The organism is Burkholderia cepacia ATCC 25416, from assembly GCF_001411495.1.
Lineage (GTDB): Bacteria > Pseudomonadota > Gammaproteobacteria > Burkholderiales > Burkholderiaceae > Burkholderia > Burkholderia cepacia.
Genome location: NZ_CP012981.1, coordinates 403,170 through 423,109, shown reverse-complemented (window position 1 = coordinate 423,109; position 19,940 = coordinate 403,170). Strand labels below are relative to the sequence as shown.

The following is a 19,940-nucleotide window of genomic DNA, read 5'->3' as shown; positions in this document are numbered from 1 at the left end:
TCGGCCCGGCCGGCAAAACGAAAACGGCTTGCGATCCTTGCGTCGCAAGCCGTTTTTTTTGGTGCGGGCGATGGCGCGATGCACGTGTTTGCATCGCGCGTCGCCCGGGCGTTCAGCCGATCACGGATTCGTCAGCGTGAAGGTCGGCTTCCGGTAGCCGACACCGGCCCGGTCGAGCTTCGGCAATTCGCGTTGCGTGAGCAGCGTCGCGAAACCGGCCCAGTCGCGCTGCAGCGCGGCCGTGTCGACGTGATGCGTGTCGCCGCGCTTGAAGCGCACGCCGGCCGCATACGGCAGCTCCCAGTCGGCGCGGTGCCAGGCGCGCTCGGCGAGCGCGAGCAGCCGCGGATAGGCCATGTATTCGAGGAAGGTGTCGTTGCGCATCACCTCGCCCCATGCCTGCCCCTGCATGCCTTCGATGCGCGGCGCGGGGCCCGTTCCCGTGACCTCGAACGGGTTGCCGTCACGGTCGCCCATCACTTCGGCGTTCTGCGGCAGGTTCTCCGGTGCGAGCGAGAACACCTTGTACTCGTCCGTCGCGTGCGAGCCCCAGTAGTAGCCGCGCTCGCGCGGGTTGAGCGTGTACGGGAAGTCGAAGTACAGGTAGTCGGGCAGCGCGAGCACCGTCAGATAGCCCTTGCCGCTCAGGTCGCGCGCGCTGTCCGACGCCCCCCAGAAGATCGTGTCCCACAGCGACACCATCACGTGGCGCGTGCTGAAGTCCTGCGGCCCGTTCGCATGCTTGATGCCGTCCTGCCACGCGGCCATCGTGTCGATCCCGTTCGCGCTGACCGCCGCGCTCACCTGCTGAGCGAAACGCGTCGGCAGCTCGTCGATCGACTTGATCTCGCCGCGCTGGAGCAACGCCGTGCATGCGGGCGAACGCGCCCACGGCTTGTCCTGCGCGGCGAGATCGATGCGCCCCTTGTTCGGATCGGTGCCGTTCAGCGGCTGGAAGCCCGCGCCGAGGAAGATGTTCTTCGCCTCGTCGCCGCCGTAATGCCAGATGTGCAGCGGCGCCTGCGCATCCGCATGCATCGCCGCGATCTCGCGGATTACCTTCGATGCGAAATTGAGCGCGCCCGGCACGCACGGGTTCAGGTCGCTGCGGCGGTCGTAGAACTGCACCGTCGTCAGGTTCGACGTGTCCTGCGGATCGAGCAGCCGGTATGCGTTCGCTTCCTGCTCGCGCCCGGCCGCATGCAGCCGCCGGTAACGTGCCTCCATCGTCACGACGGCCGCGCGCGCATGCGCGGGCATGTCGATCTCGGGGACGATCTCGACGAAATGCGCGGCCGCGTAGCGCACGAGCGCCACGTAGTCGTCGCGGGTCAGGTAGCCGCCGCCCGAGCGGTTGTCCGGGCCGGAGCCGAGCTGCGGCAGCAGGCAGCGCGTCTCGCTCGGGTCGTGGCAGCGGCGCGAGCCGATCCCGGTCAGTTCGGGCAGGCCGGGAATCTCGATGCGCCAGCCTTCGTCGTCCGACAGGTGCAGGTGCAGGCGATTGAGCTTGTACGCGCTCATCTGGTCGATCAGGCGGCGCAGCGTCGCCGGGTGCTTGAAGTTGCGTGCGAGATCGACGTGCATCCCGCGATGCGTGAAGCGCGGCGCATCCTCGACGAGCATCGCCGGGATCGGGCCGCCGCCGGCCGGTGCGAGCGAGTAGAGCGTCTGCACGCCGTAGTAGAGGCCGGCGCGATCGTAGCCCTCGATCAGCACGCCGCGCGGCCCGATCGCGAGCCGGTAGCCGCCCGGCGTCGCGATGTCGGCCGGCAGCCGACGCGGCGCGACGGCGCCCCGCACCGGCACGCGCGCGCCGTCGAGCCCGAGCGTCGTCGCGCGTTCGCGCAGCGCCGCGACCTGCGCGTCCGGCAGATCGGGCAGGGCGAGCTCGACACCGCGCAGCTCGAGCGTGCCGGGCAGCGGCTGCTCGCGCTTCACGCTCGGCAGCGCGCGGCTCGGGTCGGGCCGTGCGGCCACGGGCGGCGCGTTGCCCGTCGAGTTGTTCTGCGCGTCGGCCGGCAGCGATTCGACGTAGCGCAGCTCGTCGTCGGTGTCGTCGTAGCGGAGCACGGCGGGCGGCGCGCCATCGACGACCACGTACGGGCGCGGGATCACGTCGCTGTAGCGCAGCAGCCAGTATTCGGCGACGAACGGCAGTTCGATGCGTTCGCCCGGTGCCAGCCGCACCGAGCCGGGTTGCGGTGTCAGTTCGTACAGGTCGCCGGTGAGCCGCCGCAGCGCGAAGCCGGGGCGATCGATTCGCAGCAGGCGGCGGATGCTGTGCAGGTAGAGCTTCCAGCCGCCGTCGGCGATCGCCTGGTGGCCGCGGTTCTGCAGGATCAGGCGGCCCGTCGCGCAGGCCGCGCCGTCGGCGCCGAGGTCGGCGCACGGCACGCCGGCCGAGGCCGCGTGATTGTTGTCGACGGCAACGCGCAGCGCGAGGCCGTTCGACAGCCGCGCCGCGAGATCGGCCGGCGGCACGGGGGGACGGACGGCACCGGCCGCCGCGACCGCCGCGCTCGACGCGGGCAGCGCGCCAAGCGCGACCGGTGGCAGTGCCGCGATCAGCACGCCGGCAAACAGGGTGGACAAGGTTCGGCTCATGCGGACTCCTGAGAAAAAAGGGGGGCGTAGCGGCGTCACGGGACGACGTCGCTGCGGGCGGGTCTTTCAACGGAGCTGCGGGGACAACAATGTGCGCGGGCGATGCGGCTGCCCTGCGCGCAGTCGGCACGCGGATGCGTGCGTTACGGAACGGGTGGCGGGCAGGCGTGCCGGTCGGATCGGCGCGGGCGGGTGCGTGTCCTCATCGGCCGGGCACGATGGCGGCCGCGGATGACGCTGACCCTGACGCGGTGGCGACGCGCCCGGTGACAAAGGCGCGCGCGCGAGCGGCGCGCACGACGGCGGCGCAGGTCGCGGACGAAGCGCAACCGGCCGCCGCGCGGCGACGGCGAGACGGCGTGCACGCGCGCGCCGCATACGGGATTCGCATGTCTCCCCCACCCAGATGGATTCGGCCTGTCAGCGGCCGTGTCCAAAGATCTTATGAAACCTTTTATTGGTATTCAAGTGGTATCAATCTGGCGCTAAATTGGCATCGGCGTGTCCGACTTGTCCGGCGTGCCGGAGCGAAAAAAAACCTCGCGCGAGGCGAGGTTCCTTCCGGGCGGCGGCTGGCCGATCGGCCGAACGCGTCAGTTGCGGGTTACGCGTGCTTCCTGCGTCTTCTGCCGTGCTTCGAGCCACATCGCATTGACGATGCCGAACGACAGCGCGACGCCGATACCGAGAATCCAGCTGAAATACCACATGATCCGACTCCTTGCGAAACGGGGGCGGCGGGGCGCCAGCGCGCCCCGGCCGGGTTCAATACATCGAATGCTTGTTCTCTTCGAGCACCTCGCGCGTGACCTTGCCGCGCATCACGCGATACACCCAGCTTGTGTAGAGCAGGATGAGCGGCAGGAACACGATCACCGCGAACAGCATCACCTGCAGCGTCATGTGGCTCGACGTCGAATCCCACACGGTCAGGCTGCTCTTCGGGTCGAGCGACGACGGCATGATGAACGGGAACATCGAGAAGCCGGCGGTCAGGATCACGCCGACGATCATCAGCCCCGTGCAGAAGAAGGCTGTCTTCTCCTGCTTCGAGCCGGCGAGCAGCATCGCCAGCAGGCCGCCCGCGATCCCGACGACGGGCGCCGCGATCATCCACGGGAATTCGCCGTAGTTCGCGAGCCACAGGCCCGAGCCCGCGGCGACGTCCTTGAGCAGCGGGTTCGCGACCGTATCGGTCGGCGCGGCGTGCGTGATGTGGAAGCCGCCGATGGTCGACGCGATCAGCACGCCGGCCAGCACGAACAGCACGACTGCGAGGAACGACGCCACGCGCAGCGCGACCGACGCGCGGCGTGCGATCACGCCTTCCGTCTTCATCTTGATGAAGGCCGCGCCGTGCGCGACGAGCATCGTGAGGCTGACGAGCCCGCACAGCAGCGCGAACGGGTTCAGCAACGCCCAGAAGCCGCCGTAGTAGGTCACGCGCAGGTCGCTGTCGAACTTGAACGGCACGCCTTGCAGCAGGTTGCCGAACGCGACGCCGAACACGAGCGCCGGCACGAAACCGCCGACGAACAGGCCCCAGTCCCAGCCCGCGCGCCAGCGCGGGTCAGGGCGCTTGCTGCGGTAGTCGAAGCCCACCGGCCGGAAGAACAACGCGAACAGCACGAGCAGCATCGCGAAGTAGAAGCCGGAGAACGACGCCGCGTAGACGAGCGGCCAGGCCGCGAACATCGCGCCGCCGGCCGTGATCAGCCACACCTGGTTGCCTTCCCACGTCGCACCAACGGTGTTGACGATGATGCGGCGTTCCTCGTCGGTCTTGCCGAGGAACGGCAGCAGCGCGGTCGCGCCCATGTCGAAGCCGTCGGTGACGGCGAAGCCGATCAGCAGCACGCCGACGAGCAGCCACCAGATCAGCTTGAGAGTTGCATAGTCCATAGCGATTCCTTGTTCCGTTTCGGGTGCGTGCTCAGGCCGTGGCGCGCTCGCTGGCGGCCGCGAGTTCGTGGTGATAGCGGCCGGTGTGCAGCGACGACGGGCCGAGGCGCGCGTACTTGAACATCAGCTTGATCTCGATGACGAACAGCGCGGTGTAGAACGCGATGAAACCGGCGAGGCTCAGGTACAGGTCCGTCGACGTCAGGCTGGACGCGGACAGATGCGTCGGCAGGATGCCCGCGATCGTCCACGGCTGGCGGCCGAGCTCGGCGACGACCCAGCCGAATTCCGCGGCGAGCCACGGCAGCGGGATCGCCCACACCGCATAACGCAGGAACCAGCGGCGGTTGTCCTGCAGCAGCTGCCGGCGCGCGCAGAGCCAGAACGCGGCGACGAAGGTCGCGAGGAACAGGAAGCCGAGGAACACCATGATCCGGAACGAGAAGAACACGGGCGCGACCGGCGGGATCGTCTTCTTCGCGGCGGCCTTGATCTGCTCCGGCGTCGCATCGACCACGTTCGGCGTGAACTGCTTGAGCATCAACCCGTAGCCGAGATACTGCTTGTGCTGGTCGAACAGTGCGCGGGTCGCATCGCTCGTGTCGCCTTCCTTGATCTTCTGCAATGCGCCGTACGCCACCATCCCGCTCTGGATGTGCTCCTCGCTGCGCTTCGCGAGTTCGCGCAGGCCGATCACCGGCTCGTCGATCGAGCGCGTCGCGATCAGGCCGAGCGCGTACGGGATCTTGATCGCGTAGTCGGTGCGCTCTTCCTTCTGGTTCGGGATGCCGATCAGCGTGAACGAGGCCGGCGCCGGCTGGGTTTCCCATTCCGATTCGATCGCGGCGAGCTTCATCTTCTGCACTTCGCCGGTCGTATAGCCCGACTCGTCGCCGAGCACGATCACGCAAAGCGTCGACGCGAGACCGAAGCCGGCCGCGACCGCGAACGAGCGCAGCGCGAAGTCGGTGTCGCGCTTCTTCAGCAGGTACCACGACGAGATGCCGAGCACGAACATCGCGGCCGTCACGTAGCCGGCCGACACGGTGTGCACGAACTTCACCTGCGCGACCGGGTTGAACAGCACGTCGAACAGGTTCGTCAGCTCCATGCGCATCGTCTGGTAGTTGAACTCGGCGCCGACCGGGTTGTTCATCCAGCCGTTCGCGACGAGGATCCACAGCGCGGACAGGTTCGAGCCCAGCGCGACGAGGAACGTGACCATCAGGTGCTTGACCTTCGACAGGCGGTTCCAGCCGAAGAAGAACAGGCCGACGAACGTCGATTCGAGGAAGAACGCCATCAGGCCTTCGACCGCGAGCGGCACGCCGAAGATGTCGCCGACATAGTGCGAGTAGTACGACCAGTTCGTGCCGAACTGGAATTCGAGCGTGATGCCGGTCGTCACGCCCATCGCGAAGTTGATCCCGAACAGCTTGCCCCAGAACTGGGTCATGTCCTTGTAGACCTGTTTGCCGGTCATCACGTAGACGGCTTCCATGATGACGAGCAGCCAGGACAGGCCGAGCGTCAGCGGCACGAACAGGAAGTGGTAGAGCGCCGTGATGCCGAACTGCAGACGCGACAGATCGACGACTTCGCTACTTATCATGGTGGTCTCCCTCGGTGGGTGCAGGCGCCGGCACCGAGAGCAGCTTCTCGGCGACGGCGGCAGGCGGAAGCGACATGTGCTCGGCCTGCGGATGATTGAAGAATGCGTATTTGAGCGACATCAGGAGGATCAGCTTGACGATCAGCACCAGGCTGATGTCGCGGGCGAGGGTCGGGCCGCGTGCCCATGCGGCGATGCGCGCACGCCAGCCGATCGTGCCGGCCGGCCGCGGGGGAGGCGGCGCAGGCTCTTTATTGATCGAGATCAAGGCGATTATCCTGAATCGATTTACGTCGGATTGGGGGCGACTTTACGTCGGATTTATGACGGCCGTGAAGCTGTTTTAATCCTTTTGCGCCTGACATGCCAATTTTAAAAGGACTGCTTTCCGATGCCGAGTGCTGCGCTGCGGCAGACCGTCGCGAAACACGGGCCGAAACTTGAGGCAGATCAAGGTTATGCGGAAGGGGCCCGCGAACCGTCCAATACCTGATTAAACAGGTCAATTGATCGACGGAGAAATGAGCGAAGAAGCGGGCGGAGAGGCGAGGGATAAACCGGCTAAAAACCGGTGAAAAAGTCGGGCGAAAAAAAACCGCTGCCGGTCAGGCAGCGGTTTTCGATGAAGCTTTCCGAATCGCCGGTATTTATGCGTATTCGGCGAGGGCGGTGCGCATCTTCTTCATCGCGCTCGCCTCGATCTGGCGGATGCGTTCCGCCGACACGCCGAACTCGGCGGCGAGATCGTGCAGCGTCGAGCCGCCCGAGCCGTCGTCGTCGACATGCAGCCAGCGTGCCTCGATGATGCGGCGGCTGCGCGCGTCGAGCGCGTCGAGTGCCTGCGCGATGCCGTCCGTCTGCAGCGAGTCGCGCTGACGCGCGGCGAGCACGGCGGTCGGTTCGTTGTGCGAGTCGGCCAGGTAGGCGATCGGTGCGTACGACTCCTCGCCGTCTTCGACTTGCCCTTCGAGCGCGATATCGCCGCCCGACAGGCGCGTTTCCATTTCGGTCACGTCTTCGCGCTTGACGTTGAGCTCTTGTGCGAGGCCGTCGATTTCCTCGGGCGTCATCGCCTGCATGCTCTTCTTGTGGCTGCGCAGGTTGAAGAACAGCTTGCGCTGCGCCTTCGTCGTCGCGACCTTCACCATGCGCCAGTTGCGCAGGATGTACTCGTGGATCTCGGCCTTGATCCAGTGGATCGCGTACGACACGAGACGAACGTTCTGGGCCGGATCGAAGCGCTTCACGGCCTTCATCAGGCCGATGTTGCCTTCCTGGATCAGGTCGCCGTGCGGCAGGCCGTACCCGAGATAGTTGCGCGCGATCGACACGACGAGCCGCAGGTGCGACAGCACGAGGCGGCGTGCCGAGTCGAGATTGTTGTTTTCGCGGAATTCGGTCGCGTACTGGCGTTCCTCTTCTGCCGTCAGCAGCGGAATGCGATTGACGGCCTGGATATACGCGTCGATGTTGCCAAGCTGGCCCGGCAACATCGATTGAGCTGCGAGCGCCAGCGAGCCTGCCGATTCGGCCTTGGCCGGCGCCGGGCTCAGGGTGTTCGGGAGGGTCAGGGCGTTGCTCACTAAAAACTCCTTTGGAATCAGGGACAAACCCCCGGTCTCGAATGAGATTCCGTGGGGCATCTTAGCACTCCCGCAAGCTGAGTGCTAATTCCTTAGAGCAAGCGTGGGCATCGGAGTTCCCGTTTTTCTATCGAGTTAGTCGAGTCGATAGTCTATTCTGCGACAGGGGAGGCGACGCGAAGTTCCGTAAGCCGTTGTTTCAGATGGTAATCAGTAGACGATTTCAATTTTTGTTGTTTTGGAAGGAAGCCATTTCGCTTCGTGATGCCGATCCGAAAAGTCCTTTACCATACCATTCACTTCGCTCGAGCCGGCCGAAGCGGCAGGTTCCATTCAACCCACAAAGTTGGAGTGTCAGATGAACAATAAGAAGAATCGCCGGCCCCGCAGCCGGCTTGTCCTGCACGCGATGCTGGCGGCGTCCCTTCTGGGAGGATCGGGTGCGGCATTCGCGGATCGATGGGGGATTCAGGCGGGCGGCGGTTTTTCGGATCGCCACGGGGTCGACAAGGGCGATCTCGGCGTGGTGTGGGATCCGGGCTGGAACTGGTGGGAAATGGGCGGTTGGCACTTCGCGTTCGTCGTGGAAGGGCACGCGGGCTACTGGCACACGGGCGGCAACGTTCACGGCAGCATCGGCGAATTCGGCGTGACGCCGTTGTTCCGCTTCATCAAGAGCGCCGGGGAGATTCGCCCGTTCATCGAGGCTGGCGGCGGCGTCCGGCTGCTGACGCACCCGACGATCTCGGATCATTTCTCGCTGGGGACCGCGTTCCAGTTCTCGCCGACCGCGGGGGTGGGGGTGCAGTTCGGCCAACGGCAACAGTATCAGGTCGGCTACCGTTTTGAACATGTGTCTAACGCGGGTATCAAAGAGCCGAATCCTGGTATAAATTTCCACCAGTTCTACGTGCAGTACAACTTCTGATCCGCACGCCCGCGCACGGCGTGCGCGTTGCCGAGGAGTCAGGCGATGGCGAAGGTGATCGATGCGATCCGCGCGCTCGAGCGCGATCGGTTCCGGGCGATGGTGGACGGCGACGGCGAGGCGCTCGGCGCGCTTTTGTCGGACAAGGTGTTCTTCGTGCACACCAACGGCAAACGCGAAACCAAGCAGCAGTTCATCGACGCCATCGTCGCCGGCCGCCGCCGCTATCGCCAGATCGAAATCCAGTCGCAGGACGTGCTGCCCGTCGGCGATGAAACCTGCGTCGTCACCGGGCGTGCGTTGATCGAGATGGAAACGAACAACGGCGGCCTGGTCTTCCCGATTGCGTATACCTCCGTCCACACCCACGAACAGGGCCGCTGGAGCCTGTTCGCGTGGCAGGCGACGCGGTGCGCGACCGAGACATGAGCGCGCGTGGCGCCCGTTTTCATGTCCCGATCGAAGCGGCCTCCTGGGCCGCTTTTTGCTGCCTCGTGCGGCGCGGATCGCGCGGCGCACGAGCGGTCACGCACCGCTCGCTGACGTTTGAACCCTGAAACGGAACCGTCCGTCAGGCCGCCGCGCGGCGATCCGCGCAGTGCCAGGCCGAGCGGTTGATCGCGCTGACGAGCGCATCGAGCGCGGCGCCCGCCGCATCGGCGTGCAGGCCGACGCCGTGCCGCAGCGGCGCATCGCCGACCCGGCAGCCCACCGATACCGCGATCCGCCCGTCCGTCGTGCGCGCGTGTTCGCACGAAGCGATGTCGATCGCGACGCCGGCGGCGGCTGCGAATGCCGCGGCCAAACGTCGCACGGCATCGTCGGGTGCGATATCCGCCGCGGGCGCCGTCGCGATCTCGCGGTTCTGCCAGCGCGCGCCGTTGCCGTGGCGCGCGGCCGGGCCGTCGGTGTCGAAGAATTCGCGCGCGAACAGCGCGCAGATCGCGTCGCCCGTCACTTCTTCTCCCGACGCGTCGGCAAGCGTCTGCACCGCGTGGCTGAATTCGATCTGCACGCGCCGCGTCGGCGTGAAGCCCATCCCGCGTTCGAGCAGGAACGTCGCGCCGCCCTTGCCGGACTGGCTGTTGACACGGATCACCGCGTCGTAGCTGCGGCCGAGGTCGGCCGGGTCGATCGGCAGGTACGGCACTTCCCACGGCGCGTCGGGGCGCTGCTGCGCGAAGCCCTTGCGGATCGCGTCCTGATGCGAACCGGAGAACGCGGTGAACACGAGGTCGCCCGCGTACGGGTGGCGCGGATGCACCGGAATCTGGTTGCAGCGTTCGACGACGCGGCGCACCGCGTCGATGTCGGAGAAATCGAGGCCCGGATCGATGCCCTGCGTGTAGAGATTCAGCGCGAGCGTGACGAGATCGACGTTGCCGGTACGCTCGCCGTTGCCGAACAGGCAACCCTCGATGCGGTCGGCGCCCGCGAGCAGCGCGAGCTCGGCCGCCGCGACCGCCGTGCCGCGGTCGTTGTGCGGATGCACGGACAGCACGATGCTGTCGCGATACGCGAGGTTGCGGTCCATCCATTCGATCTGGTCGGCGAACACGTTCGGGCTCGCGGCTTCGACGGTGGCCGGCAGGTTGACGATCATCTTATGGTCGCGGGTCGGGCGCCAGGTTTGCGCGACCGCGTCGCAGATCTCGCGTGCGAACGTCAGCTCGGTCATGCTGAAGGTTTCCGGCGAGTACTGGAAGGTCCACTGCGTGTCGGGGCGCGCGACGGCGTGCTCCTTGATGATGCGCGTGCCGTCGACCGCGAGCGCCTTCACGTCGGCCTTCGACATCCCGAACACGATGCGGCGGAACGACGGGCAGACCGCGTTGTACAGGTGCACGATCGCGCGCGGCACGCCTTCGAGCGCGTCGAACGTGCGAGCGATCAGGTCTTCGCGCGCCTGCACGAGCACTTCGATCGTCACGTCATCGGGAATCCGCTTGTCGTCGATCAGCTTGCGGACGAAATCGAAGTCGGTTTGCGACGCCGACGGAAAACCGACCTCGATCTCCTTGAACCCGATCGCGACCAGCATCTCGAAGAATTCGAGCTTCTGCTCGATGCTCATCGGCTCGATCAGCGACTGGTTGCCGTCGCGCAGGTCGGTGCTCATCCAGACGGGCGCGCGCTCGATGGTGCGCGACGGCCATTTGCGGCCATTGAGGCGGACGGGCTCGAACGGACGGTACTTGTCTTGCGGATTGCGCTGCATCTTCTGGACCTCGGGTCTCAAGTCGCGAGCGAAGACGGGCGGCATGGGCGACGGTTGGCGCTGCCTCGCTCCGCGGCACGCGAGCGCGCTGCGGATGCGGATGATCTTCGCGAATCGGCCGACGGATAGACGGACGAATGCTGACGACTTCGGGTTGTAAAAACTGCGAGAGGGGTACTGCGAGGAACTGCTGGGAGGGACCGTGCGGACAGCACACGGCGCTACGACAGCCTTAGGCTAGTCGTAGCGATAGCGGCCGCGCTAGGCGGCCGGAGGTAATTCGGAGGGTGTTCGGAAAGGAACGCATGACGGCAACTCTATGCCAGGATGCGCCCGCGTGTCAAATGCCCGGCGCGCGGGGCCGGTTCGCAGGCGTGCCGTCAGCGCGCGATGCGGGTGATCTGCACGATCGTCGCGACCTGGCGGGCGACGGTGTCGGGCACCGGCACCTCGCCGCGCAATACGGCGTCCGTCCACGCGGCCGTCGTGGCCGCATCGCGCGATTCGGGCAGGGCGACGGGGGGCGCTTCGGTCGACGAGCGCTCGGCCTCGATCAGCGTGTCGCACACGCCGTCGTGCAACCAGTCGACCTGCACCTGGCGCCGCGTGTCGGCAACGGCTTCGCCCTCGGTGCCGCGCGCGAGCAGCGCGCCGCCGAGCGCGGCGTCGGGATGGTCGCGGAACAGCTGCGCGAGGCTGTCGCGGTACGGCGGGTGCGTGTAGTTGACGAGCCGCAGGCCGGCCGGTGCGAACGGCTGCAGGATCTTCACGAGCGTGTGCGTCGAATTGCGCACACCGAGCACGCGGCGCATCGACAGCAGGCGCGCGATGCGCGGCGCCAGCACCTCGATCGACGCGAACGCGACGCGGCGCTCGGCAAGCGTGTCCTCGATCGCATCGTGCGACGCCGACGGAGCAAGCGACAGCGCCGAGAAGATCTCGGCGCTCGTCACGCGGCCCGGATCCTGCTCGACACCATGCACGAGCACCGGCACGCCTTCGCGCGCGAGCAGCAGTGCGAGCAGCGGCACGAGGTTCGGCTGCTTGCGCGCGCCGTTGTAGCTCGGGATCGCGACGGGACGGAACGCCGCGTCCTGTACGTGCACGGGCTCGAACGACGCCTGCGCGGCGGCGAGCATCGCGGCCAGCTCGTCGGCGGATTCGCCCTTCAGCCGATAGGCGATCAGGATCGCGCCGAGTTCGACATCCGACACGCGCGCGTCGAGCATCGCGCGATAGAGCTCGAACGTGTCCTCGGCGGACAGTGCGCGTGCGCCGTTCGGGCCGCGGCCGATTTCCTTGATGAAGCGGGCGCACGGGAACGGAACGGCGGCGGGATCGTGGGAAGCGGTCATCGGGGCGTGGGGCGGGCGGCCGGCATCGGGCCGCGCTGTGAGCGGTGAGGAATGCCCGAGTATCGCACGGGCGCGGACGACGCAAGCAAGGGGGGCGCATCGCGGCGCGCTACACTCTGCTTCCCGGCGGTGCGCGCGCCGGCTGCGCCGCGCCCGTGCCGTTGCCGGCCGAATACGACTACGAGAGACATCCCATGAAGCTTTACAGCTATTTCCGCAGTTCCGCGTCGTACCGCGTGCGGATCGCCCTGAACCTGAAGCAGCTGTCGTTCGACTATGTTCCCGTGCACATGCTGCGTGACGGCGGCGAGCAACTGAAGGACGCGTACCGCGCGCTGAATCCGGACGCGGTCGTGCCGACGCTGACCGACGGCGACGCGACGCTGCAGCAGTCGCTCGCGATCATCGAATATCTCGAGGAAACCCATCCGGAACCGGCGCTGCTGCCGAAGCAGCCGGTCGATCGCGCCTATGTGCGTGCGGTCGCGCTGCAGATCGCGTGCGAAATCCATCCGCTCAACAACCTGCGCGTGCTGAAGTACCTGAAGCACACGCTGAAGGTGCCCGAAGAGGCGAAGAACGCGTGGTACCGGCACTGGATCGAGGCGGGCTTCGAATCGCTCGAGACCCGTCTCGCGAGCGATCCGCGCACCGGCAAGCTGTGTTTCGGCGACACGCCGACACTCGCCGACGTGTGCCTCGTGCCGCAGGTGTTCAACGCGAACCGCTTCTCGATCGACACGACGCGCTATCCGACGATCCAGCGGATCGTCGACCACGCGTCGACGCTCGATGCGTTCAAGGCCGCCGAGCCCGGCGCGCAGCCCGACGCCGAATGAGCGCGGTGCGCCCGGCATGCATGACCGGGCGCGCATGAAAAAGGGCGCCCGAAGGCGCCCCGTGCGATGCGTGCCGGTGGTGTTCAGCCGAGCAGCGCGTCCGCGAATTCGACCGCGCTGAACGGCTGCAGATCCTCGACCTTCTCGCCGACGCCGATGAAGTAGACCGGCACCGGGCGCTGCCGCGCGATCGCGGCGAGAATCCCGCCCTTCGCGGTGCCGTCGAGCTTCGTGACGATGAGGCCGGTGAGGCCGAGCGCGTCGTCGAATGCCTTGACCTGCGTGAGCGCGTTCTGGCCGGTGTTCGCGTCGATCACCAGCAGCACTTCGTGCGGCGCGCCGTCGTGCGCCTTCGAGATCACGCGCTTCACCTTCTTCAGCTCTTCCATCAGGTGGAGTTGCGTCGGCAGGCGGCCGGCCGTGTCGGCCATCATCACGTCGATCTTGCGCGCGCGCGCGGCGCTGACCGCGTCGAAGATCACCGCGGCCGGATCGCCGCTTTCCTGCTGCACGACCGTCACGTTGTTGCGCTCGCCCCAGACTGCAAGCTGTTCGCGCGCGGCCGCGCGGAACGTGTCGCCCGCGGCCAGCAGCACCGACTGGTCGAAGCTCTGCAGATGCTTTGCGAGCTTGCCGATGCTGGTCGTCTTGCCCGCACCGTTCACGCCGGTGATCATCATCACGAGCGGCTGCGCGCGGCCGAGCATCAGCGACTTCTCGAGCGGCGTCAGCAACTCGACGAGCAGGTCGTGCAGCGCGGCCTTCACCTGCTGCGGGTCGGTCAGGCGGCCCGCGCGCACCTTTTCGCGTAGCGCGCCGAGCAGGTACTCGGTCGCGTCGACGCCCGCGTCGGACATCAGCAGCGCGGTTTCGAGCTCCTCGTACAGATCCTCGTCGATCTTCGTGTTGACGAAGACGCCGGTGATGCTCGAGCCCGTCTTGGCGAGCCCCGTTTTCAGGCGGGCGAGCCACGATTTCTTCGCGGTGGCGTCCTGCAGCGGCGGCGGAACGATTTCGACCGTCTCGACGACTTCGTCGCGCCCGTCGTTGGTCGGCGTGACCGTCATCACGACGGCCGGCGCGGCCGGTTGCGCGGGCGCTTGCGGCACCTCGGCCGCAGGCGGGGCCTCGACCGCGGGCGCATCGGACGGTTCGTCCGTTTGCTGCGCGTCGGCCGATTGCGATTCCGCCGGATCGGGCTCCTGCGTTTTCTTGAATCGTTTGAAGAAGCTGAACATGGTCTGACGTCGGGAAGAGGGCGGGCCGCCGCCAGAAGCGGGGCACCGGACGGGCCGTCCTGCGTTCGCGCGGGCGCGGCGCACGGCGGCCGAAACCGTGCATTTTATCAGTGCGGCGTGGCGCTCGCGTCAGTGCGCGCCGCCGCTGTGGTAACGTGCGCCTGTTTGGCGGTGCGCCCCTGCGCGCGCCCGGTCCCTCCGTCGTCGATATTCCGTATGTCCCGTTCCTCTTCCGGCCGCCCGGCGGCCCCTTCCAGCCGCGGCAAGCCGCACACGATCCGCATCATCGGCGGTGACTGGAAACGCACGCCGCTCGCGGTGCTCGATCTCGACGGCCTGCGGCCGACGCCCGATCGCGTGCGCGAGACGCTGTTCAACTGGCTCGGCCAGGATCTCGAAGGCCGCCGCTGCCTCGACCTGTTCGCGGGCACGGGCGCACTCGGTTTCGAGGCCGCGTCGCGCGGCGCGGCGAGCGTCGTGATGGTCGAGCGCCATCCACGCGCCGCGCAGCAGCTGCGTGCGATCAAGGACAAGCTCGGCGCGCGTGCGGTCGAGGTCGCGGAGGCGGACGCGTTGCGGCTCGCGGCCGGGCTCACGCCGGGCGCGTTCGACGTCGTGTTTCTCGATCCGCCGTTCGGCGAACCGGCTGTGCTCGATCGCGCGGTCGCGCTGGCGGCGCCGCTCGTCGCGGCGGGCGGCGCGCTGTACGTCGAAACGGGCGCGGAACTCGACCCGGCCGCGCATGATGCGCTCGCGGGCTGGGAGGTGGTGAAGCACGGCAAGGCCGGTGCGGTTCACTATCATTTGCTGCGGCGCGAAAATGATGAATAATGCGCGTTCCATACGAGGCGGCGCGCTGCAAAGGCGACGCATGCCCATCTCGGCAGTCGCGTGCGCATGGCACCGCTGCCATCCCGTTTGCGTGATGACAGGAGGAGCGACATGGTAGTCGCCGTGTATCCCGGTACGTTCGATCCGCTGACGCGCGGGCACGAAGACCTCGTGCGGCGTGCGTCGAGCATTTTTGATACGCTGGTGGTCGGTGTGGCCGACAGCCGCGCGAAAAAGCCGTTCTTCTCGCTGGAAGAACGTCTGACGATTGCGAACGAGGTGCTCGGCCATTACCCGAACGTGAAGGTGATGAGTTTCACCGGCCTCCTGAAGGACTTCGTCCGCACCAACAACGCACGCGTGATCGTGCGCGGCCTGCGAGCCGTGTCCGATTTCGAATATGAGTTCCAGATGGCGGGGATGAACCGCTATCTGTTGCCCGACGTCGAGACGATGTTCATGACGCCGTCCGACCAGTACCAGTTCATCTCGGGCACGATCGTGCGTGAAATCGCGCAGTTGGGCGGTGATGTCAGCAAGTTCGTGTTCCCGTCCGTCGAGAAGTGGCTGACCGAGAAAGTGACGGCGATGGGAGGCCCTGCCGCGTGACGCGGCGCCGGCCGGTTTCGTCGCGAAGCCGGCCACCGGCCTGAAGAAGTGAGATCAGTATGGCTTTGATGATTACCGACGAGTGCATCAATTGCGACGTGTGCGAGCCCGAGTGCCCGAACGGCGCGATTTCGATGGGCCCGGACATCTACGTGATCGACCCGAACAAGTGCACCGAGTGCGTCGGCCATTTCGACGAACCGCAGTGCCAGCAGGTGTGTCCGGTCGAATGCATTCCGCGCGATCCGCAGCATGACGAATCGCACGCGCAATTGATGGAGAAGTACCACGCGTTGATCGCCGTGAAAGGCGACGACGCGTCGTGACCCCGCGGTGACGCGCGCGCCCGGGTTCTTCGGCACGCACGTCACGCATCCGGATCGGCGCCGCCTGGCGCCGGTTCCTTCATGTCAGGCCAGCAGCTCGCGCAACGCCGCGACGAGCGCATCACATTCGGCATCGGTGCCGACGGTGATGCGCAGGTGCTGGTCGATTCGCGGCAGCCCGAAGTGCCGCACGAAAATTTCCCGTTCCTTCAGTTTGGCCGCGATGGCGCCCGCGTCGTGCGCGGGATGGCGCGCGAACACGAAATTCGCGGCCGACGGCACGACGTCGAAGCCGAGCGTGTCGAGCGCGTGCGTGAGCCGCGTCCGGCTGTCGATCACGCGCCGGCAGGCTGCGCTGAAATAATCGGTGTCTTCGTACGCCGCCTGCGCGGCGACTTGCGCGAGCCGGTCGAGCGGGTACGAGTTGAAGCTGTCCTTCACGCGGTTCAGCGCGTCGATCAGCGCGGCATCGCCGAATGCGAAACCGACGCGCATGCCCGCGAGCGAGCGCGCCTTCGACGTCGTGTGCACGACGAGCAGGTTCGGGTAGCGGTCGATCAGCGCAATCGCGGACTGCGCGCCGAAGTCGACATAGGCTTCGTCGATCACGACGACCGACGACGGATTCGCGGCCGCGATCCGCTCGACATCCGCGAGCGGCAGCGCGCGCCCGGTCGGCGCGTTCGGGTTCGGAAACAGCACGCCGCCGGCGTCGTCGAGATAGTCGTCGACGCGGATCGAGAAGTCATCCGCGAGCGGCACGACCGTCGTCTCGACGCCGTACAGGCGTGCATAGGTCGGATAGAAGCTGTACGTGATGTCGGGGAAGCGCAGCGGCCGGTCGTGCTTGAGCAGCGCCTGGAATGTGTGCGCGAGCACCTCGTCCGAGCCGTTGCCGACGAACACCTGCTCGGGCTGGATGCGGTGATGGGCCGCGACCGTCTCGCGCAGCGCGCGTGCAACCGGGTCCGGATAGCGGCGCAGCGTGTCGCCGGTCGCGCCGAGTTCGCGCGCGATCGCCGCGACGACGCGCGGCGACGGCGGATAGGGATTCTCGTTGGTGTTCAGCTTGACCGGGTGTGCGAGCGCGGGCTGCTCGCCCGGCACGTAAGGCACGAGTTGCTGAACGACGTCGCTCCAGTAACGGCTCACCGCTTGGCTCCTGTCGGGCAAAGCGACCAGATTACCGCAAGTATGCGCAGGATGGGGCGGGCGGGGCCGCCCGGCGACGCCGGGCGGCGCGATGGATCGTCGCCGGGCGCTGCGGTCAGTTGCGATGCAGTTGCATCGTCGCGCGGTCAAGTTCGCCCTTGACGACCATCGGCATCACGGCGAGCGCGCGCTCGATCGACGCGTCGATTACGTCCTGTTCCTCGCGGCGCGGCGGCTTCAGCACGAAGTTCGCGACATCGGGTTTCGCGCCGGCGCGGGCGCTTTCCGGAATCAGGTCGCGCGGATGACCGATGCCGATCCGCAGCCGCCAGTACTGTTGCGACGACAGGTGTGCGGTGATGTCCTTCAGGCCGTTGTGGCCGCCGCTGCCGCCGCCGAGCTTCAGCTTCACGGTGCCGGGCGGCAGGTCGAGCTCGTCGTGTGCGACGAGGATCTGGTCGGGCAGGATCTTGAAGAACTGCGCGAGCGCGACGACCGACTGGCCGGAGCGGTTCATGTAGGTTTGCGGCTCGAGCAGGTGGACTTCCTCACCGTGCAGGCGCGCTTTCGCGTAGAAGCCATGGAAGCGGCGTTCGTCGCGCAGCGTCGCGCCTGCTTCGCGGGCGAGCTGGTCGATCAGCCAGAAGCCGGCGTTGTGGCGCGTCGCGGTGTATTCCGCCCCGGGATTGCCGAGGCCGACGATCAATTTGATCATGACGTTTCGAAGGCGGCAGCCGCCGCCTGGGCGCAGAAAAAGAAAAACCCGCCGGGCAAGCCGCGGCGGGTTGCGTCGACCGTTTCGTGAAACGGATCGATGAGAGGCGCGTAGGCGGCCGCTTAGGCAGCCGGCGTTTCGCCTTCGGCTGCGTCCGACACGGCACCAGCCGGGACCGTCGCCGATGCGACAACCGGGTTTTCCGCGTCGACGTGCGCGACCAGCGCGACGCCCTTCGGCAGTGCGATGTCCTTCGCGTGCAGCGATTGACCGGCTTCGATCTTCGACAGGTCGACTTCGAGGAACTCCGGCAGGTCAGCCGGCAGGCACTCGATTTCGATTTCCGTCGCGACGTGCGAAACGACCGCGCTCGACAGCTTCACGGCCGGGCTGATTTCAGCGTTCAGGAAGTGCAGCGGAGCCTTCGTGTGCAGCTTCTTCTTCGCGTCAACGCGCTGGAAGTCCACGTGCAGCACCAGTTGCTTGAACGGGTGGTATTGCACGTCGCGCAGCAGAACCTGTTGCGACTGGCCAGCCACTTCGAGGTCGAGGATCGACGAGTGGAAAGCTTCCTTCTTCAGGGCGTGCCACAGGGCGTTGTGATCGAGTTCGATCTTTTGCGGGGCTGCTTCGCCACCGTAAACGATACCCGTGGTCTTACCGGCGTTGCGCAGGCGGCGGCTCGCACCCGTACCTTGCTGTTGGCGCTCGAAAGCGACGACTTTCATATGATTCTCCAATGGCTGCCCGCGACCAGGCAGTAAAACGGGGCCGTCAAATGTCGGCCCCCGATGAAGCGGACGGGGTTTCGTCTATCCCGTCCGATTGTGCAAAAAGCGAAGCGTTGCCGCTTCGCTTTCTGCGCATACTTTGTTCAGTCGATTCGCGATCAGGATTCCGCGAACAGCGACATCACCGAATCGCCGCGGCGGATCCGCGAGAACGTTTCGGCCAGCAGGCTCGCGCTCGTCAGTGCACGGATCTTCGAGCAGCCGAGCGATTCGGCGGACAGCGGGATCGTGTCGGTGACCACCAGCTCGTCGAGTGCCGACGCGGCGATGCGATCACCCGCGCCACCCGACAGCACCGGGTGCGTCGCGTAGGCGAAAACCTGTTTCGCGCCGCGCTCCTTCAGCACTTGCGCGGCCTTGCAGAGCGTGCCTGCCGTATCGACCATGTCGTCCATGATCACGCAGGTGCGGCCTTCGACTTCACCGATGATGTTCATCACTTCGGAGACGTTCGCCTTCGGGCGGCGCTTGTCGATGATCGCGAGATCGCAGTTGAGCTGCTTCGCGAGTGCCCGGGCACGCACCACGCCGCCGACGTCCGGCGACACGACGAGCAGATCCGGGTAGTTCTGCTTTCGCAGGTCACCCAGCAGGATCGGCGTTGCGTAGATGTTGTCGACCGGGATGTCGAAGAAGCCTTGAATCTGGTCGGCGTGCAGATCCATCGTGATGATCCGCTCGACGCCGGCGATTTCCAGCATGTTCGCGACGACCTTCGCCGAGATCGCAACACGCGCCGAACGCGGGCGGCGATCCTGACGGGCGTAGCCGAAGTAGGGGATGGCTGCAGTGATCCGGCCGGCGGATGCGCGCTTGAGCGCATCGACCATGATCATCAGTTCCATCAGGTTGTCGTTTGTCGGTGCGCACGTGGATTGCAGGACAAAGACGTCCTTGCCGCGCACGTTTTCCTGGATCTCGACCTGGATCTCGCCGTCGGAGAAACGGCTGACCATTGCTTTGCCGAGGGGGATACCAAGGATATTGACGACTTCCTGGGCGAGCGCGGGATTCGCGTTGCCAGTAAAGACCATCAGGCCATCATGGCTGTGGCTGCTCATCGTGCACCTGCTTCAGGCTTGGGCGGGAAATGCGGGAAAATTTTTTGGCAGGGGAGGAAGGACTCGAACCCTCGCATGCCGGAATCAAAATCCGGTGCCTTGACCAACTTGGCGACTCCCCTACACTTAACTGACTGCTTTACCGAACTCGTGTAGGCCGTTCGGCAAAGTAAAAC

At 66.3% G+C, this 19,940-nt stretch carries 19 protein-coding genes and 1 tRNA gene; 6 read left to right on the top strand and 14 right to left on the bottom strand.

What is annotated here, in order from left to right; translation table 11 throughout:
- Positions 1 to 120: 120 nt before the first annotated feature.
- From APZ15_RS01965 to rpoH, 6 genes are all read right to left on the bottom strand, one after another.
- Complete coding sequence (locus APZ15_RS01965; RefSeq protein ID WP_027789084.1) at positions 121 to 2,604, bottom strand: family 20 glycosylhydrolase; 2,484 nt, start codon at positions 2,602 to 2,604, stop codon at positions 121 to 123.
- A gap of 593 nt (positions 2,605 to 3,197) precedes the next feature.
- A complete protein-coding gene (gene cydX, locus APZ15_RS38420) occupies positions 3,198 to 3,314 on the bottom strand; it encodes a cytochrome bd-I oxidase subunit CydX (RefSeq protein WP_021163033.1) in 117 nt (38 codons plus the stop codon).
- Positions 3,315 to 3,369: 55 nt separating this feature from the next.
- Positions 3,370 to 4,506, bottom strand: coding sequence for a cytochrome d ubiquinol oxidase subunit II (gene cydB, locus APZ15_RS01960; protein WP_027789085.1), 1,137 nt, complete (start codon positions 4,504 to 4,506; stop codon positions 3,370 to 3,372).
- Between the two features lie 31 nt (positions 4,507 to 4,537).
- Positions 4,538 to 6,118, bottom strand: coding sequence for a cytochrome ubiquinol oxidase subunit I (locus APZ15_RS01955; RefSeq protein ID WP_027789086.1), 1,581 nt, complete (start codon positions 6,116 to 6,118; stop codon positions 4,538 to 4,540).
- Positions 6,108 to 6,392: a cytochrome oxidase putative small subunit CydP gene (gene cydP / locus APZ15_RS01950; RefSeq protein ID WP_027789087.1), complete on the bottom strand. Its 285-nt coding sequence runs from the start codon at positions 6,390 to 6,392 to the stop codon at positions 6,108 to 6,110. Before cydP ends, APZ15_RS01955 begins: the two co-directional genes overlap by 11 nt.
- Before the next feature lie 373 nt (positions 6,393 to 6,765).
- On the bottom strand, positions 6,766 to 7,701 hold the full coding sequence (rpoH, locus tag APZ15_RS01945; RefSeq protein WP_027789088.1) for an RNA polymerase sigma factor RpoH: 936 nt from the start codon (positions 7,699 to 7,701) through the stop codon (positions 6,766 to 6,768).
- Positions 7,702 to 8,059: 358 nt separating this feature from the next.
- Here rpoH and APZ15_RS01940 point away from each other — a divergent pair, with 358 nt between their 5' ends.
- A complete protein-coding gene (locus APZ15_RS01940) occupies positions 8,060 to 8,629 on the top strand; it encodes an acyloxyacyl hydrolase (protein WP_021163039.1) in 570 nt (189 codons plus the stop codon).
- 45 nt (positions 8,630 to 8,674) lie between these two features.
- Positions 8,675 to 9,058 (top strand): nuclear transport factor 2 family protein, encoded by a 384-nt coding sequence (locus APZ15_RS01935; RefSeq protein WP_027789089.1) that lies wholly within the window; start codon positions 8,675 to 8,677, stop codon positions 9,056 to 9,058.
- 142 nt (positions 9,059 to 9,200) lie between these two features.
- On the opposite strand, the gene leuA is transcribed toward APZ15_RS01935, so the two are convergent.
- Both leuA and ybiB read right to left on the bottom strand, forming a co-directional pair.
- On the bottom strand, positions 9,201 to 10,847 hold the full coding sequence (gene leuA, locus APZ15_RS01930) for a 2-isopropylmalate synthase (RefSeq protein WP_027789090.1): 1,647 nt from the start codon (positions 10,845 to 10,847) through the stop codon (positions 9,201 to 9,203).
- A 380-nt stretch (positions 10,848 to 11,227) separates the two neighbouring features.
- Positions 11,228 to 12,202: a DNA-binding protein YbiB gene (gene ybiB, locus APZ15_RS01925; RefSeq protein WP_027789091.1), complete on the bottom strand. Its 975-nt coding sequence runs from the start codon at positions 12,200 to 12,202 to the stop codon at positions 11,228 to 11,230.
- 194 nt (positions 12,203 to 12,396) lie between these two features.
- Here ybiB and maiA point away from each other — a divergent pair, with 194 nt between their 5' ends.
- Positions 12,397 to 13,041 (top strand): maleylacetoacetate isomerase, encoded by a 645-nt coding sequence (maiA, locus tag APZ15_RS01920; protein ID WP_027789092.1) that lies wholly within the window; start codon positions 12,397 to 12,399, stop codon positions 13,039 to 13,041.
- Positions 13,042 to 13,124: 83 nt separating this feature from the next.
- Here maiA and ftsY read toward each other — a convergent pair whose 3' ends face one another.
- Complete coding sequence (gene ftsY, locus APZ15_RS01915) at positions 13,125 to 14,279, bottom strand: signal recognition particle-docking protein FtsY (RefSeq protein ID WP_021163045.1); 1,155 nt, start codon at positions 14,277 to 14,279, stop codon at positions 13,125 to 13,127.
- Between the two features lie 216 nt (positions 14,280 to 14,495).
- Here ftsY and rsmD point away from each other — a divergent pair, with 216 nt between their 5' ends.
- From rsmD to APZ15_RS01900, 3 genes are all read left to right on the top strand, one after another.
- On the top strand, positions 14,496 to 15,110 hold the full coding sequence (rsmD, locus tag APZ15_RS01910) for a 16S rRNA (guanine(966)-N(2))-methyltransferase RsmD (RefSeq protein ID WP_027789093.1): 615 nt from the start codon (positions 14,496 to 14,498) through the stop codon (positions 15,108 to 15,110).
- A gap of 111 nt (positions 15,111 to 15,221) precedes the next feature.
- Complete coding sequence (gene coaD / locus APZ15_RS01905) at positions 15,222 to 15,719, top strand: pantetheine-phosphate adenylyltransferase (RefSeq protein WP_021163047.1); 498 nt, start codon at positions 15,222 to 15,224, stop codon at positions 15,717 to 15,719.
- 59 nt (positions 15,720 to 15,778) lie between these two features.
- A complete protein-coding gene (locus APZ15_RS01900) occupies positions 15,779 to 16,045 on the top strand; it encodes a YfhL family 4Fe-4S dicluster ferredoxin (RefSeq protein ID WP_006477774.1) in 267 nt (88 codons plus the stop codon).
- 84 nt (positions 16,046 to 16,129) lie between these two features.
- On the opposite strand, the gene hisC is transcribed toward APZ15_RS01900, so the two are convergent.
- The 5 genes from hisC to APZ15_RS01875 form a co-directional block, all read right to left on the bottom strand.
- Positions 16,130 to 17,197, bottom strand: coding sequence for a histidinol-phosphate transaminase (gene hisC, locus APZ15_RS01895; RefSeq protein ID WP_027789094.1), 1,068 nt, complete (start codon positions 17,195 to 17,197; stop codon positions 16,130 to 16,132).
- Positions 17,198 to 17,312: 115 nt separating this feature from the next.
- Entirely contained in the window at positions 17,313 to 17,912 is a 600-nt protein-coding gene (gene pth, locus APZ15_RS01890) for an aminoacyl-tRNA hydrolase (protein ID WP_021163050.1), read from the bottom strand.
- 122 nt (positions 17,913 to 18,034) lie between these two features.
- Complete coding sequence (locus APZ15_RS01885) at positions 18,035 to 18,640, bottom strand: 50S ribosomal protein L25/general stress protein Ctc (RefSeq protein ID WP_027789095.1); 606 nt, start codon at positions 18,638 to 18,640, stop codon at positions 18,035 to 18,037.
- 161 nt (positions 18,641 to 18,801) lie between these two features.
- On the bottom strand, positions 18,802 to 19,764 hold the full coding sequence (locus APZ15_RS01880; RefSeq protein ID WP_027789096.1) for a ribose-phosphate pyrophosphokinase: 963 nt from the start codon (positions 19,762 to 19,764) through the stop codon (positions 18,802 to 18,804).
- A 45-nt stretch (positions 19,765 to 19,809) separates the two neighbouring features.
- Positions 19,810 to 19,886: transfer RNA gene (locus APZ15_RS01875), tRNA-Gln, on the bottom strand.
- Positions 19,887 to 19,940 lie beyond the last annotated feature (54 nt).

Coding starts and splice junctions, on each gene's coding strand:
- APZ15_RS01965 (WP_027789084.1), bottom strand. CDS start 2,604: ATGAGCCGAACCTTGTCCACCCTGTTTGCCGGCGTGCTGATCGCGGCA.
- cydX (WP_021163033.1), bottom strand. CDS start 3,314: ATGTGGTATTTCAGCTGGATTCTCGGTATCGGCGTCGCGCTGTCGTTC.
- cydB (WP_027789085.1), bottom strand. CDS start 4,506: ATGGACTATGCAACTCTCAAGCTGATCTGGTGGCTGCTCGTCGGCGTG.
- APZ15_RS01955 (WP_027789086.1), bottom strand. CDS start 6,118: ATGATAAGTAGCGAAGTCGTCGATCTGTCGCGTCTGCAGTTCGGCATC.
- APZ15_RS01940 (WP_021163039.1), top strand. CDS start 8,060: ATGAACAATAAGAAGAATCGCCGGCCCCGCAGCCGGCTTGTCCTGCAC.
- APZ15_RS01935 (WP_027789089.1), top strand. CDS start 8,675: ATGGCGAAGGTGATCGATGCGATCCGCGCGCTCGAGCGCGATCGGTTC.
- leuA (WP_027789090.1), bottom strand. CDS start 10,847: ATGCAGCGCAATCCGCAAGACAAGTACCGTCCGTTCGAGCCCGTCCGC.
- ybiB (WP_027789091.1), bottom strand. CDS start 12,202: ATGACCGCTTCCCACGATCCCGCCGCCGTTCCGTTCCCGTGCGCCCGC.
- maiA (WP_027789092.1), top strand. CDS start 12,397: ATGAAGCTTTACAGCTATTTCCGCAGTTCCGCGTCGTACCGCGTGCGG.
- ftsY (WP_021163045.1), bottom strand. CDS start 14,279: ATGTTCAGCTTCTTCAAACGATTCAAGAAAACGCAGGAGCCCGATCCG.
- rsmD (WP_027789093.1), top strand. CDS start 14,496: ATGTCCCGTTCCTCTTCCGGCCGCCCGGCGGCCCCTTCCAGCCGCGGC.
- coaD (WP_021163047.1), top strand. CDS start 15,222: ATGGTAGTCGCCGTGTATCCCGGTACGTTCGATCCGCTGACGCGCGGG.
- APZ15_RS01900 (WP_006477774.1), top strand. CDS start 15,779: ATGGCTTTGATGATTACCGACGAGTGCATCAATTGCGACGTGTGCGAG.
- pth (WP_021163050.1), bottom strand. CDS start 17,912: ATGATCAAATTGATCGTCGGCCTCGGCAATCCCGGGGCGGAATACACC.
- APZ15_RS01885 (WP_027789095.1), bottom strand. CDS start 18,640: ATGAAAGTCGTCGCTTTCGAGCGCCAACAGCAAGGTACGGGTGCGAGC.
- APZ15_RS01880 (WP_027789096.1), bottom strand. CDS start 19,764: ATGAGCAGCCACAGCCATGATGGCCTGATGGTCTTTACTGGCAACGCG.